General features: G+C 75.3%; 12 protein-coding genes and 1 riboswitch. Of the genes, 6 read left to right on the forward strand and 6 right to left on the reverse strand.

Features of this window, described 5'->3' with window-relative positions:
- Nucleotides 1-43: 43 nt before the first annotated feature.
- Nucleotides 44-1,093: a multicopper oxidase domain-containing protein gene (locus ACFTZA_RS05375; RefSeq protein ID WP_378191591.1), complete on the reverse strand. Its 1,050-nt coding sequence runs from the start codon at nt 1,091-1,093 to the stop codon at nt 44-46.
- A gap of 554 nt (nt 1,094-1,647) precedes the next feature.
- On the opposite strand from ACFTZA_RS05375, the gene ACFTZA_RS05380 reads away from it, so the two are divergent.
- Entirely contained in the window at nt 1,648-2,769 is a 1,122-nt protein-coding gene (locus ACFTZA_RS05380) for a saccharopine dehydrogenase family protein (RefSeq protein ID WP_378191593.1), read from the forward strand.
- 1 nt (nt 2,770) lies between these two features.
- On the opposite strand, the gene ACFTZA_RS05385 is transcribed toward ACFTZA_RS05380, so the two are convergent.
- The 3 genes from ACFTZA_RS05385 to ACFTZA_RS05395 all read right to left on the reverse strand — a co-directional run bounded on the left by ACFTZA_RS05385 (nt 2,771) and on the right by ACFTZA_RS05395 (nt 5,749).
- Nucleotides 2,771-3,637, reverse strand: coding sequence for an alpha/beta fold hydrolase (locus ACFTZA_RS05385; protein WP_378191595.1), 867 nt, complete (start codon nt 3,635-3,637; stop codon nt 2,771-2,773).
- A gap of 100 nt (nt 3,638-3,737) precedes the next feature.
- Nucleotides 3,738-4,946, reverse strand: coding sequence for a cobalamin-independent methionine synthase II family protein (locus ACFTZA_RS05390; protein ID WP_378191918.1), 1,209 nt, complete (start codon nt 4,944-4,946; stop codon nt 3,738-3,740).
- Nucleotides 4,947-5,224: 278 nt separating this feature from the next.
- Entirely contained in the window at nt 5,225-5,749 is a 525-nt protein-coding gene (locus tag ACFTZA_RS05395) for a nucleotidyltransferase family protein (RefSeq protein ID WP_378191597.1), read from the reverse strand.
- Between the two features lie 100 nt (nt 5,750-5,849).
- A riboswitch (SAM riboswitch) is annotated at nt 5,850-5,964 on the reverse strand.
- A 170-nt stretch (nt 5,965-6,134) separates the two neighbouring features.
- Here ACFTZA_RS05395 and ACFTZA_RS05400 point away from each other — a divergent pair.
- Complete coding sequence (locus ACFTZA_RS05400; RefSeq protein WP_378191599.1) at nt 6,135-6,827, forward strand: histidine phosphatase family protein; 693 nt, start codon at nt 6,135-6,137, stop codon at nt 6,825-6,827.
- Between the two features lie 74 nt (nt 6,828-6,901).
- Nucleotides 6,902-7,471, forward strand: coding sequence for a hypothetical protein (locus ACFTZA_RS05405; protein WP_378191601.1), 570 nt, complete (start codon nt 6,902-6,904; stop codon nt 7,469-7,471).
- 13 nt (nt 7,472-7,484) lie between these two features.
- On the opposite strand, the gene ACFTZA_RS05410 is transcribed toward ACFTZA_RS05405, so the two are convergent.
- Nucleotides 7,485-8,333, reverse strand: coding sequence for a VOC family protein (locus ACFTZA_RS05410; protein ID WP_378191603.1), 849 nt, complete (start codon nt 8,331-8,333; stop codon nt 7,485-7,487).
- A 140-nt stretch (nt 8,334-8,473) separates the two neighbouring features.
- Here ACFTZA_RS05410 and ACFTZA_RS05415 point away from each other — a divergent pair, with 140 nt between their 5' ends.
- Nucleotides 8,474-8,659 carry a hypothetical protein gene (locus tag ACFTZA_RS05415; RefSeq protein WP_378191605.1) on the forward strand — a complete coding sequence of 62 codons (186 nt, stop codon included), beginning with the start codon at nt 8,474-8,476 and terminating at the stop codon, nt 8,657-8,659.
- 57 nt (nt 8,660-8,716) lie between these two features.
- Here the strand turns inward: ACFTZA_RS05415 and ACFTZA_RS05420 are convergent, their stop codons facing one another.
- Entirely contained in the window at nt 8,717-10,411 is a 1,695-nt protein-coding gene (locus ACFTZA_RS05420) for an FAD-dependent oxidoreductase (protein WP_378191607.1), read from the reverse strand.
- A 91-nt stretch (nt 10,412-10,502) separates the two neighbouring features.
- Here ACFTZA_RS05420 and ACFTZA_RS05425 point away from each other — a divergent pair, with 91 nt between their 5' ends.
- Both ACFTZA_RS05425 and ACFTZA_RS05430 read left to right on the forward strand, forming a co-directional pair.
- The gene (locus tag ACFTZA_RS05425; protein WP_378191609.1) at nt 10,503-13,178 is read left to right on the forward strand and encodes a DUF4062 domain-containing protein; all 2,676 of its coding nucleotides are present in this window, start codon (nt 10,503-10,505) and stop codon (nt 13,176-13,178) included.
- Complete coding sequence (locus ACFTZA_RS05430; protein WP_378191611.1) at nt 13,175-14,041, forward strand: hypothetical protein; 867 nt, start codon at nt 13,175-13,177, stop codon at nt 14,039-14,041. The genes ACFTZA_RS05425 and ACFTZA_RS05430 overlap by 4 nt, the downstream gene beginning before the upstream one ends.
- Nucleotides 14,042-14,105 lie beyond the last annotated feature (64 nt).

Consider the following 14,105-nt stretch of genomic DNA (forward strand, 5'->3'; position numbering starts at 1 on the left):
CCCGGGCGACGGACGTGGTGGTGGGTCTCGGCGACGCCGGCGGTCAGTGACCGGCGTGCGCCCCGGTCTCCGGCGCGGGCTGCGTGGTCGCCGTGTGCGCGTGCCCGTGGAAGTTGTCGATCGCCTCCTGGGCGCCCGGCGGCATGCTGCCGTCGGCGTCGCGCACGAGGAAGATCCCGGCCATCCCACCGTCGGCGTGGAACTGCACGTGGCAGTGGTACATCCACGCCCCCGGCCCGACGCCGAGGCCCGCGACCACCTGAAACCCGAACGAGTCGCCCGGGTTGAGGTCGCGGTTGTCGACCACCTGGCTCACGTCGTCGCGCCCCGACAGCAGGCCCGTGCGGTTGTTCGCCCAGCGGTGCGCGTGCAGGTGGAACGTGTGGAAGGTGTTGCCGTGGCCGATGCAGATGAACTCGACCCGCTCGCCGAGGTTCGCCTCGAACATCGGGGTGTCCGGGGCGATCTTGTTGTTGACGAGCATGTCGTTGAACACGACCGTGAACTGCTTCTCCGGCAGCACGTCGCCGATGCGGCGCACGACGAGCGCGCCGTACAGCCCGGCGGCGACGCCCTGCGTCCCGTGCTCGCCCCACGCGTGGTCGTGGTAGTGCCAGTACCCGGCGCTGCCCGGCATCCAGATGCCCCGGTCGCGCCGCATCTTCGTCGACGACCAGATGTAGGTGCGCGTCTCGCCCGGCTCGTTGAACGAGCCCAGGTAGGGGCTGCCGTCGCTGTTGACGTCGTAGTTGACGCCGTGCGGGTGGATCGACAGCCGCTGGTCCGTCGTGTTGACGAGCGTGATCTCCAGCGTGTCGCCCTCCCACATCTCGAGGACGGGGCCGGGCACGGTGGCCTTGCCGGGCTCGAGGCCGTAGCCCACGGTGCGCTCGTCGAGGCGCTCCGCGTACATCGTGATGCGACGCACGGTCCCGCTCGTGGCGGTGGCGACGGGCGCGGCCGCGACGGCGCCGCCCGAGCCGAGGACGAGTGCGGCTGCGGGTGCGGCGGCGACGACGCCGGCCCCCATGAGCAGCGAGCGCCGCGAGAGCGGCTTCTTGGGGGTGGCGAGGTCGGTCGTCGGCTCGCTCATGGTTCTCCTTCCGGACGCGGGCGCGCCGGGGAGACGTGGCGCCACGGCGCGCCACGCCGGTCCGTGCGCCACGTCTCACGGTCGAGCGGGTGATCGGGGCGGTGCCCCGGGTCGGGTGGTGTGCAGCGCGGCGTGCAGCACTCATGCGGTCGGACGCGTGCTGCGGGGTCGAGCTGCGGGGTCGGTGCAGGGGTGCGGGAGCGTGGGGGGCTCGTCCGTCGGCGTCCGTGCCGTCGTCGAGGGTCCGGGGGCCGCACTGGCCGTGCCGGTCCGTGCCGCGGTGCACGTACCGACGTCGTCGGTCCGGGCGACCGACTCCCCCAAGCCTGTCGTCCGGCTCCCTGGTGGGTTCCAGGGGCAACGGCGTCCATCAGATCGCACCCCGACAGCGATGTCAACAGGGGTCCCGAAGTTCTGCTGTGATCAGGCAAAAGTCGACGGTCGACCGCCACATCCACCCCACGACGCGCGAGACGGACCGACGCCGGAGGCCCTCGCGGCGTCCGCCCGCGGCCCGACGAGCGAGGCGTCGCCCGGGTCCGTACGCTCGCGGGATGACCGGTCGCATCGTCCTGCTCGGCGCGACGGGGTACACCGGTCGGCTCGTGGCGCACGAGCTCGCGGCGCACGGCGCCCGCCCGGTCCTCGCCGCCCGCTCGCGCGACCGGCTCGACGACCTCGAGCGCGAGGTCCGTGCGGTCTCGCCCGGCGCGAAGGTCGAGACGGCGGTCGCGGACGTCGAGGAGCCGCGGACGGTCCGGGCCCTGGTCGGGCGCGGCGACGTGCTGGTCTCCACGGTGGGGCCGTTCACGCGCCGGGGCGGCCCCGCGGTCCGGGCGGCGGTCGACGCAGGTGCGGTGTACCTCGACTCGACCGGCGAGCCGGCGTTCATCCGCGAGGTGTTCGAGACGTACGGGCCGCGCGCACGCGAGAGCGACGCCGCGCTGCTCACCGCGTTCGGCTACGACTGGGTGCCCGGCAACGTCGCCGGGACGCTCGCGCTGCGCGAGGCGGGTGACGCGGCGACCCGCCTGAGCGTCGGGTACTTCGGCAGCGGCGGCGTCAGCGCGAGCGCCGGCACGCGGACGACGGCGGCCTCCGCCCTCGTGGACCCGTCGTACGCGTGGCGCGACGGCCGGCTGCGCACCGAGCGGATCGGCGCGCGGGTCGTCACGTTCGACGTCGGCCGGCGGCGCGTGCACGGCATCTCCGCCGGGGGCACCGAGCCGTTCACGCTCCCCCGCCTTGCCCCCGGCCTGCGCGACGTCGACGTCGTGATCGGCACCGCGAGCCCGGCCGCGCGCCTCGTCCCGTCGGGGACGGCGCTGCTCTCCCGGGCCCTGCGCGCACCTGCGGTCGGCGAGCGGCTGCGGCAGGTCGTGGAGTCGCGCTCCGGCGGGCCGTCCGGCGCGGGCCCGGACGCCGCCGCGCGCGCGGCGTCGCGCAGCCACGTGCTCGCCGTCGCGCGCGACGCCGCGGGCGCCGTGCTCGCGCGCGTGCGGCTGGACGGCCCCGACCCGTACGACCTCACCGCCCGGTTCCTCGCGACGGGCGCGACGTGGGCCGCCCGCGACGGCGTGCGCGGCACGGGCGCGCTCGGCCCGGTCGAGGCGTTCGGCCTCGGCGGGCTGCTCGAGCTCGTGCAGCGGGCCGGGGTCGTCGTCCACCGCGCCTGAATCAGCCGGCGAGCACCTCGCGCAGGCGCGCGGCGAAGGCCGCCGGGTCGTTGTCGGGCGCCCAGTCGTTGCGCATGAAGCCGCCGTGGTCGCCGGGGAACCTCACCGCGTCGACGCCCAGCTGCGCGGCGAGCGCCGCACCTCCGCGCCACGCGAGCGTCCCCTCGCCGCGCTCGCTGACCGCGGGCACGATGCGCACGCCCGACGACCGCAGCGCCTCGACGTCGGGGGCGTACTCGGGCTGGGCCTTGAGGTTGCCCGAGAGCAGGAGGTCGTCGCGCGACCCGTCGTCCTCGGTGGGCATGCCGAACTGCGCCGGGTCCGGCGCCGGCCGGTCGAGGTAGTCGGCCGGGAGCGGCCCGACGTGGCTCACCAGCGCGATGAACTTCGCCATCGCGGGGCCGTAGCCCTCGCGGTGGTACGTGTCGACGATGTCGAGCTCGGCGGCGTCGGCGACCTCGCGGTCCTCGAGCAGCGCCGTGACCGGCGGCTCGTGCGACACGAACGTGCCGATCGCGGCCGGGTGCTGCTCGATCCACGAGAGCCCGACGATGCCGCCGCCGCTCGACCCGAACACGTCCACGGTGCCCAGTCCGAGCGCCTGGACGATCCGGTGCAGGTCGTCCGCGTGGCCCGGCATGGTCACCTCGCCCCCGGGCGCGAGGGTGCTGCGCTCCGCGCCGCGCGGGTCGTACGTGATCACCGTGCGGTCGTCGAGCAGCGCGACGAGCTGCTCGAAGCCCGACGCCCCCATGGGCGACCCCATGACGACGAGCGGCGGCAGGTCGCTCGCCGTCGCCGGCTCGTTCACGTCGTAGGTGAGGACGGCACCCGGCACGTCCAGGGTGTAGGTCTTGCGCTCGCTCATGGTCGCCTCCGCGTCGTCGTCCCGCCCGGGTGCGGGCGGTTCCTCCACGAGGACGACGACTGCGGAGCCGACCGGGACTCATCGGTGCCGCGCGGAGCCGTCAGCTCCAGAGGCGGCGTGTGGCGATCTCGGCGCCCTGCGCGAGCGACTCGAGCTTCGCCCACGCGATCTGCGGGTGCACGCGCCCGCCGAGCCCGCAGTCGGTCGAGGCGACGACGTTCTCGCGCCCCACGCGCGTCGCGAACCGCTCGATGCGCTCGGCGACGAGCTCGGGGTGCTCGACGACTTTCGTCGCGTGCGAGACCACGCCCGGCAGCAGGAGCTTGCCCTCGGGCAGCGCGACGTCGTCCCACACCCGGTACTCGTGCTCGTGGCGCACGTTCGCGGCCTCGAACGAGTACGCCGACGCGTTGATCTCGAGCATGAGGCCGACGACGTCCTGCATCGGCAGGTCGGTCGTGTGCGGACCGTGCCACGAGCCCCAGCACAGGTGGTACCGCACGCGGTCCTCGGGGATGCCGCGCAGCGCGTGGTTGAGCGCCTCGACGTGCACCCGGGAGAAGGCGAGGTAGTCCTCGACGGTCGGCTCGGGCGTGACCTGGTCCCAGGACTCCGCGAGACCCGGGTCGTCGATCTGGACGACGAGGCCGGCGTCGACGATCGCGAGGTACTCCTCGCGCAGCACGTCCGCCCACGCGTACGCGTACTCCTCGTGGGTCGCGTAGTGCTCGTTGGCGATGCGCGTCGCCGAGCCGGGTGCGATCGCGGTGACGAACGCGTCCTGCACGCCCGCGGCGTCGGCGGCCGCGCGCAGGTTCGCGGCGTCCTGCGCGACGGCGGCCTGCCCGGTGTACGTCAGCGGGCCCGTCACCTTGGGGAAGGCCCCGGGACCCTCGCCCGCGAAGATGCCCGACGTCGGGTCCGTGTACGCCTCGCGGAACCGCGCCTGGTCACGGCGGTTGCCGAACCCGGTGAGGCGCACGTCGCCGGGCGCGGACTGCACGTCGGCCAGCACCCACGCGGCGTCCGTGTCGAGCTCCAGCCCGCCAGTGCGCTGGAACGAGTACGACCACCACGCGCCGTAGTCCATCGGCGACGACATCGACTTGCCGTACTCGCCGTCGCCCACGAGCGTGATGCCCGCGCGCCGCTGCCGCTCCACCACGTCCACGACGGCGTCGCGCAGCAGCGCGTCGAAGTCGCCGTTCCCGTCGCCTGCCTCGCGCGCCGCGTTGGCCGCGAGCAGCTCGGGCGTGCGCGGGAGCGAGCCCGCGTGGGTGGTCTGGATACGGTCCTCGTTGCGGCGCACGGCCCTGCCTCTCGTCACGTCACCGCGCCCGTCCGGGCGCGACCCCGATCGTCACACGCCGGCACGCCGTCGGGACGTTCGCGGCCACCATGCGGGAGCGCGTGCGCCTCACATGTCGACCGATCGCCACTCTCGACGGAACCTACCCGTCGGCATCACGCTCTCCGGCCGCACGGCGTCGACGACCACCTGCTGCGTCCATGATCCTTCTTCGACGTGATGCACGAGCACGGCCAGATGCTCCAGCGCCTCAAGGGCGTGGTCGCCGTCACTCCTTCTCACAGCGGGATCGCCTCGATGGTCGCGCGCACCGCATCACGCAAGGTGCGCTCCGGTACGACGTCGACCGGGCGACCCAGTATCTGCTCGAGCTCCGCCTGGAGGGCGCCAAGCCCGAAGAGCCCGACCCTGTCGTCGAGGTCGACGAGCAGATCGACGTCGGAGTCCGGCCTCTCGCCACCGGCGGCGACCGAGCCGAACACGCGCACGTGCCGGGCACCGTGGCGAGCTGCCGCCTCGACGACCTCGTCCCTCTTGACGCGCAGCACGTCGTCGAGTACCGAGCCGTGCCTGTGCTCCTGCGACGGGCGGGGGCCTTCATGCGAGAGAGCTCGGTCGAGCAGACGCTTGACCTCCGGCTGGCTGCGACCGAGTGCCACCGCGGTTCGGCGCTGGCTCCAGCCGAGGTCGTGCGCCTGGCGGACGGCGCGCTCCAGCGTCGCACCGGCCTCTGCGCGCATCGTGTCCGCACGGGCACCCGCACCCTCCAGATACCGGGCGAATGCGTCCTCGACAGCGCTCATCAAGCCACCTCCGATAGCAGATGCTATCACTTCGGGTCGTCGGGGGCAGCGGACGTGGTGAGACCGCCAGGCCCTGCTCGCGCGACGCCGGCAGACGTCGACCTCGCGCATCCCGCGGCCGTGGCCGGGGCCGGTCTTCCCCCTGGGGCACCGTGCGCGAGGGGCGCGGTTGCCGGACCGGCACGCGGAGGGCGTCTCGCCGGCCACTCGTGACCTGCCCCGATGTCTACACGACCGCGCGGACGCACGGCAAGCGCGCACCTGCGCGACCCCACCGGACGCCCGCCGGACGTCTGCCGGACTCCTGCCCGACGCCGTCCGGTCACCTGCCGGGCCTAGCGTCGAGCGCGGACACAGCCGGGACCACCGGAAGGGCACAGCGACGATGACCCTCACGATCACGCTCGTCCGCCACGGGCAGACCGTCCTCAACGCGCGCCGGCACCTGCAGGGCGCGTGCGACTCCCCGCTCACGCGCACGGGACGCGCCGGCGTCCGCGTCACGGCGCAGCACCTCGCGCTCCACGACTTCGACGCCGTCTACTGCTCCCCGCAGGGCCGGGCGGTCCTCACGGCGATGGAGATCCTGCGCCATCACCCCGACCTGCCGATGACGGTCGACCACGACCTGCGCGAGCTGTCGTTCGGCAGCTACGAGCGACGCCCGGAGCACGAGCTCGACGCCGTCGAGTCCTGGACGGACCTCGTCCCCGCCGTGCTGGCCGGCACCCACCCGGGAGTGGGCGGCGGCGAGCCCGGCGCCGACTTCATGGCCCGCGTGCGTGGCGTCTTCGCGCGCATCGTGGCCGCGCACGACGACGCGGCCGGCCCGGGTGCGGCGGAGGACCGGCAGGTGCTCGTCGTCGGGCACGGACTGACGCTCGGCGCCTACCTCGCGACGATCGACCCGTCACGCCTCGTCGCGCTGCCGAACGCGTCGGTGTCGACGGTCGAGGTCACCGACGGGCGCGCCACCGTCGTGGCCGCGGGGATCGACGTCGCCGGGCACGGCTCGGTCGCGGCACGCCCGGCCCCCGTCCCGCACGACGTCGCGCCGGTCGCGGTCGCGCAGGGCTGACCTCGGCCCTGCCGTCCGGGCGCCCGCGCCGCTACCCTCGGGGGCGCAGCACAGCCCGAGCCGGGAGGACGACGATGACCACGGCGACGCCACGCACGACGGTCCTGGACCGCCTCGACGCCGCGCTGACCGCACCGGACGCGACGCGCACCGAGCGCGCGCTCGGGTACGGCACCGCGCTCGTGGGCGGCGTCCTCGCCCTCGTGCTGGCGCTCCGCGCCGACCTCGACGTCTGGCAGGTCGCGCTGCTCACGCTCGTGGGCTTCGACCTCTTCGGCGGGGTCGTGGTCAACGCGACCGCGTCCGGCTCGCGCCGCTTCCACGCACCGGGCACTCCGCGCCACCGCGTCGTCGTCTTCACGGCGGTCCACGTGCACCCGCTCGTCGTCGCCGCGCTCGTGCCCGACCTGCCGTGGCCGACGGCGGTCGTCACCTACGCCGGCGTCCTCGCCGCGGTGGTCCTGACGGTCCTGGTGCCCGACGCCGTCCGCGCGCCCGTCGCGTTCGCCGCCGCCGCGGTGCTCGTCGCCCTCCTCACGACGGCGCTCGCTCCCGAGCCGTGGGTCGCCTGGGTCGGGCCGCTGCTGGTGCTCAAGCTGCTGCTCTCGCACGCGCTCCCCCACCCCGCCGCCGCCCGGGCGTGACGCGACCCGACGGCTACGGCTGGCCCTGCGGCGCGAACTCGGACAGGACGAGCTCCGCGCCCTGCGGGTCGCGGACGACCGCCTCGCGCGTCCACGGCGACTCGGACGTCGCCTCGACGGTGCCGCCGGCGCGCTCCGCCCGCTCGGCCGCCGCGTCCCGCTCCGCTACGGCGAAGACGACGGAGAACCGGGCGGGACCCCGGTCGCGCTCGACGCCCGCGACGACGTCCGCGAAGCCGGGCGGGACGAACGCCTGCCGCTCGTGGATCTGCGGGTCGACCGTGCGCGCGAGGTGGTCGCCGTACCCGGCCACGCGCGCCATCCCGGCGCCGAGGTCCGGACCGACCTCCCACCCGAGCAGCGGCCCGTAGAAGTGCAGGGCGTGCTCCGGGTCGGGCGTGCGGAGGTTGCTGAAGTTCCACGTGCCCGGCTCGTTCACACGCTGCGCCCCGAGCAGCTCGCCGGCCTGCCAGAGCCGGAAGGTCGCGCCCTGCGGGTCCCGCACGACGGCGACCTCCCCGGCGTCGCCGACCTCGCGCGGGCCGTCGAGGACCGCGCCGTCGAGGTCGGGCACGCCCCGCGCGGAGGCGTGGACGTCGTCGACCGCCACGTACGTGGCCCACTCCGGCGACCGGTCCCCCGCGCCGATCCCCGCGACGGCGAGCCCGCCGAGCGACGCGACGACGTAGCGGCCGCCGAAGCCGTGCCGTTCCTCGTACTCCCACCCGAACAGCGACCGGTAGAAGCCGAGCGCCGCGTCGAGGTCGGGCTGCTCGGTGCTCACCCAGCACGGGACGCCGTGCGGGTACGTCCGCGGACCGGGCCGCCCGCCCGGCTGCGCACCTGCTCGTTCGGCCGTCATCGTGCCTCCGTCCGCCGTGCCTGCGGGTCCGGCCCCACTCTTCGCCGGCCGCGCCCGGTGCGCAAGACCCCGTCGCGCGAGCGGGCCCGCTTCGTCCTAGCGTCGGAGGTCGGAGCACCGTCACCGATCGGAGGACGACCATGTGGGCCTTCCTGGGCCGCCGCCTGCGCACCCTCGTCATCGCCGTCGTGCTGATCCCCGTGGTGGGGTGGGTCGCGCGCAGGCTCGCCGACCGGCAGGAGTCCAAGCACGGCGGGCCGACGACGCTCTCGAAGGGGCTGCGATCGGCCGACGGCCTCGTCAAGAAGGCCCGCCGGCTCGTCTGACGGGCCGTCCGGCGGGACTGCCGGCGGGCATACCGACGGGCATACCGACGGGCAGGGTCAGCGGCGCTCGGCGAGCGCCTGGTGCACGGACGACACCACGACGCTGCCCTCCCCCACCGCGGACGCGACGCGCTTGACCGAGCCGCGCCGCACGTCGCCCACGGCGAACAGCCCGCGCGCGGAGCTCTCGAGCGGCCAGGGCGCGCGCTCGTGCGGCCACGCGCGCCGCCCGCCCTCGGCGAGCACCTCGGGGCCCGTGAGGACGTAGCCCCACCGGTCGCGCAGCACGTCGCCGGGCAGCCAGTCGGTGTGCGGGCGCGCGCCGATCGTGATGAACAGCGCGTTCGACGGCACGGTCGTCTCGTCGCCGGTGACGCGATGGCGCAGCACGAGGTGGTCGAGCCGCCCGGCCGTGCCCCCGCCGCCCACGACCTTCGTCTCCGCGAGGATCGCGACCCCCGCGGCGGCGAGCTGGTCGACGAGGTACTGCGACATGCTCGCCGCGAGGTCCGGGCCGCGGACGACGAGCGAGACGGACGCCGCGTACCGGGCGAGGTGCAGCGCCGCCTGCCCGGCCGAGTTGCCGCCGCCCACCACGTGCACGACCCGCCCCGCCTGGCCCTTCGCCTCCACCGCCGAGACGCCGTAGAACACCGCGGAGCCCACGAAGGGGTCGAGGCCGGGCACGGCGAGCCGCCGGTACGACACGCCGTCCGCGAGCACCACGGTCCGGGCCCGCACGGCGCCGCCGTCGGCCACGTGCAGGAGGAAGCCGCCGTCCCCACCGGCCTCCCCACCGGCCTCGGCGCCCGCTCCGTCCACCACCTCCAGGCCGACCGCCTCGCGCGTGTGCGCGAACTGCGCGCCGAACACCCACGCCTGCTGGTACGCGCGGTCGGACAGGTCGGCGCCCGAGACGCCGCGCGGGAAGCCCAGGTAGTTGCGGATGAGCGAGCTCGACCCCGCCTGCCCGCCGACCGCGTCGCGCTCGAGCACGAGGGTGCGCAGCCCCTCGGACGCGGCGTACACGGCCGCGGCGAGACCGCCCGGCCCGGCGCCGACGATCGCGACGTCGACGGGTTCGGTGGGCAGGTCGGTGGTGAACCCGTGCGCGCGGGCGAGCTCGGTGTTCGTCGGGTCGACGAGCTCGCGGCCGTCGGCGAGCCGGACGACGGGCGCGCCCTCGCCGGGAGCGGACGCGTACCGCAGCCCGGCGCGCGCGAGGAAGCGGCGGACGTCGTGCACGCGCGGCAGGGCGTCGTCGCCCGTGACGACGACGTCGGCCCGCTCGCCGCCGCGCACGGCGCGCTCCCAGTCGAGGAGGAACTCGGTCACGGCCCGGTGGAAGTACTCGTCCGGGGCGTGCCGGGGCCGCACGACGTAGTAGTCGACGAGCGTGGCGGCCATGAGCCCCAGCACGGCGTCGACGGTCTGCCGGTCCGTCCACGACCCCCACTCGATGACGAGGGCGCGCCGCACGTCCGGGAACGCGTGCCGGGCCGCGACGAACACGGAGTCCTCGCGGCCGACGGCGTCCCGGTCGTCGGAGAGCACGAGCGCCACCTCGCGCCCGGCGGCCGCGGCGTCGTCGAGGAGCTGCACGGCCTCGGCGCGGTCACGTGCCGCGGCCACGGCGTAGTCGGGCGCGTACCGGCGCTCGAGCTCGGCGACGAGGGCGTCGCGGGCGGCGTCGGACGCGGCCGCGACGAGCACGAGCGGTGCCGCGGCCGGGGTCTCGGGGACGTCCGTCATGCGTACCTCCCACCGGCTCTCGCACCGTACCACCGGCCCGTCGCGGACTGATCGGTGGACACTGCTGTGGCCCAGGTCACAGAATGCGAGGGTGGACCCGAGCTCGGGGAACATCCGCACGCCGGACCAGCGGCTGCGCGTCTTCGTCAGCTCGACGCTCAAGGAGCTCGCCCCGGAGCGCCGGGCGGTCCGTGCTGCCGTCGAGCGGCTGCACCTCGCCCCCGTGATGTTCGAGCTCGGCGCACGACCGCACCCGCCCCGCGCGCTGTACCGGTCGTACCTGAGCCAGAGCGACGTGTTCGTCGGGCTGTACTGGGAGCGGTACGGGTGGGTCGCGCCCGGAGAGGACGTCTCCGGGCTGGAGGACGAGTACCGCCTCGTGCCGCCGAGCATGCCGCGCCTCGTCTACGTCAAGGACACGACCGGCACGCGCGAGCCCCGACTCGTCGAGCTGCTCGACCGCATCAGGTCCGACGACTCCGCGTCGTACACGGCATTCACCGATGCCGACTCCCTCGGCGAGCTCGTCACGGCGGACCTCGCCGTGCTCCTCGCCGAGCGGTTCGACGCGAGCCGCGCGCCGGCACCCGCCCCTGAGGCCGCGCCGGGCGGCACGACCCCTGCGGGCGCCGACGACGGTCACCCGGAGGCACGCGCCGCCCTGCCGACGCCGCCCACCGCGCTCATCGGCCGCGAGCGCGAGGTCGCGGAGGTGCTGCACCTGCTGGCGGCGGGTCTCGGCAGCACGCCCGTGCGGATGCTCACGCTCACCGGCCCGGGCGGCATCGGCAAGAGCCGGCTCGCGCTGGAGGTCGCGAGCCGCCTGCGGTCGGAGTTCCCCGACGGCGTGCAGTTCGTCGACCTCACGCCGGTGCACGACGCCGCGCTCGTCCCCGGGGCGGTGGCGCAGGCGCTCGGGGTCCGGGACACGGGCGACGGACCCATCGCGGACAAGCTGGCCACGGCGCTGCACGAGCGCCGGATGCTGCTCGTCCTCGACAACCTGGAGCAGGTGACGGGCGCCGGGCCGTACCTCGCAGGCCTGCTGGCCTCCGCCCCGGGCCTGGTCCTGCTCCAGACCAGCCGCGTCCTGCTGCGCGTCTCTCCCGAGCACAGCTACGAGGTCGGGCCGCTCACGATGCCCGGCCGGCACGGTGACCTCGACGCCGCGCGCGCCGCGCCCGCCGTCGCGCTGTTCGTGGAGCGCGCACGGGCGCTGCGCCCCGACTTCGACGTCACCGCGGCGAACGTGGACGCCGTCGTGGCGATCTGCGCAGCGCTCGACGCCGTGCCGCTCGCGATCGAGCTCGCCGCCGCGCGCGTGCGCGTGCTGCCGCCCGTCGCGATGCTCGCCCGGCTCGACCGGCGGCTGCCGCTGCTCACCGGCGGCGGCCGCGACCTGCCCGAGCGGCAGCAGACGCTGCGCCGCACGATCGAGTGGAGCGTCGACCTGCTCGACGACCCCCAGCGCGCGCTGCTCGCCACCATCGGCGTGTTCGACGGCCCGTTCACGCTCGAGGCGGTGGAGGCGGTCGGCGGCTCGCCGGAGGACGGCACCGACACCCTGGCGCTGCTCGGCGCGCTCGTCGACTCGAGCCTCGTGCGCCAGCGCGACGAGGAGGACGGCCAGGAGGACCTGCCGTCGTTCACCGTCCTGGCGACGGTGCGCGAGTTCGCGCGCGAGCGCCTCGCCGCGGAGGACCGGACGGACGCGGTGCGCGACCGGCACGCCGCGTACTACGAGCAGCTCGGGCGCGAGGCGGGCCCGCTCCTGCTCGGTCCCGGGCTGCGGACCTGGACGGCACGCCTCGCGCTGGAGGACGCCGAGCTGCGTGCCACGGCGCGCCACCTGCTGGACCAGGGCGAGCCGGACCGGGCCGCGGCGTTCGCCTGGTCGCTGTACACGTACTGGTGGGTCGGCGGCCGGCTCGGCGAGGTGCGCCGGTGGATGGCCGAGGTGCTGGACGCGCCCGGCGACGTCGCCCCCCGCACGCGCGCGACCGCCCTGTACTTCACGCGCGCGATCACGTTCTGGCAGGACCCGGACGACCTCGTCGTGCCGGGGCTCACCGAGAGCGCCGACCTCTTCCGCGCCGAGCACGACCCGTGGGGCGAGGCGCTCGCGCTCGTCTCGCTCGCGCTCGCCCGGCTGGCCGCCGCGACGCCCGACCCCGCACGCGCCGCGGAGGCGCTCGACCGCGCGCTCGACCTCTTCCGTGGCGCGGGCAGCCGCTGGGGAGAGGCGATGACGCTCGTCACGCAGGGGCGCGTCGCCCTCCTCGAGGGCCAGGTGCCCGACGCCGCGGGCTGCTTCGAGGAGAGCCTCGCCGCGGCGCGTCAGGTCCACGACCCGCTCGGCGAGGCCATCGCCCTGCACCACCTCGGGTGGGCCCGTCTGCTGCTGGGGCGGCTCCCGGAGGCGGACGCCGACTTCCGCGAGAACCTCAGCCTCTCCGCGCGCCTCGGTCACGACGACGGCGTCGCCTACGGGCTCGAGGGGCTCGTCGCCGTCGCCGCCTCCACCGGCGACGTCGAACGGGCCGGGACGCTGCTCGGCGCCGCCGAGGCGCTGCGCGAGCAGACCGGTCTCTACAACGCCCCGACGTTCTCCTTCCACCTCCTGACGCTGGACCAGGTGCTCGACGACGACGCGCGCGACCGGCTCGAGACGGCGCGCGCGGCCGGCCGGGCCCTGCCGGTCGCCGACGCCGTGGACCTCGCGCTGAGCGGGGCCCCCTCGCCCGCGCCCGCCGGAGGGGCGCCGTGACACTCTGGCGGGCCGACCGCGGCGACGACCGGGTGCTGCCGTTCACGCTCGCCGTCTCCTACCTCGTCCTGCCGTTCCTCCTCGTCGCCGTCGTGCTGCTGTACCTCCTGCCCGAGCGCACCGACGAGCTCTTCGCATGGACCATCGAGCCGCCCCTGACCGCGATGTTCCTCGGCTCCGCGTACGTGGGCGGCATCTGGTTCTTCACCCAGGTGGTGCGGCTGCGGCGCTGGCACCGCGTGCAGTACGGCTTCCCCGCCGTCGTGCTGTTCGCGACGCTGCTCGGCGTCGCGACCGCGCTGCACTGGGACCGGTTCCACCACGGTCACGTCTCGTTCGTCGCGTGGGCCGTGCTGTACGCCACCACGCCGTTCCTCGCCCTCGCCGCCCTGCTGCTCAACCGGCCCGCTGACCCGCGGACACCGGAGACGTACGACATCGGCGTGCCGCGGCCCGTGCGCCTCGTCCTCGGGGCCGCCGGTGCCGTCGCCCTGCTCGTCGGGCTGGCGCTGTTCGTCGTGCCGTCGGTCGGGGTCGAGCTGTGGGCGTGGGAGCTCACGCCGCTGACCGCGCGCGTCGTCGGCGCCGTGCTGACCCTCCCCGGTGCGGTCGACGTCTGGCTCTTCCTCGACAGCCGGTGGTCCTCGTTCCGCTGGATGTTCCAGGCGCAGCTCGCCAGCCTGCTGCTCATCAACGCCGCGTGGATCGTCGAGCGCGACCACCTGCTGTGGGAGCGGCCCGTCACCTGGCTCTTCGTCGTCGGGGTCGTCGGCGCCCTCGTCGTCTACGCCACCCTGTACGCGTGGTGCGAACGGCCCACGCGGGCAAGCGCCGTCGACCGAGGCGGACCCGCGGTCCGCTGACGGCACCCGGCGGACGGGGTTCATCCCGCCGTCTCCCGGCCGTCACCCGCGCCTCGTACGGTGG

The organism is Cellulosimicrobium sp. NPDC057127 (assembly GCF_042670945.1).
In the GTDB taxonomy this organism is placed as follows: Bacteria; Actinomycetota; Actinomycetes; order Actinomycetales; family Cellulomonadaceae; genus Cellulosimicrobium.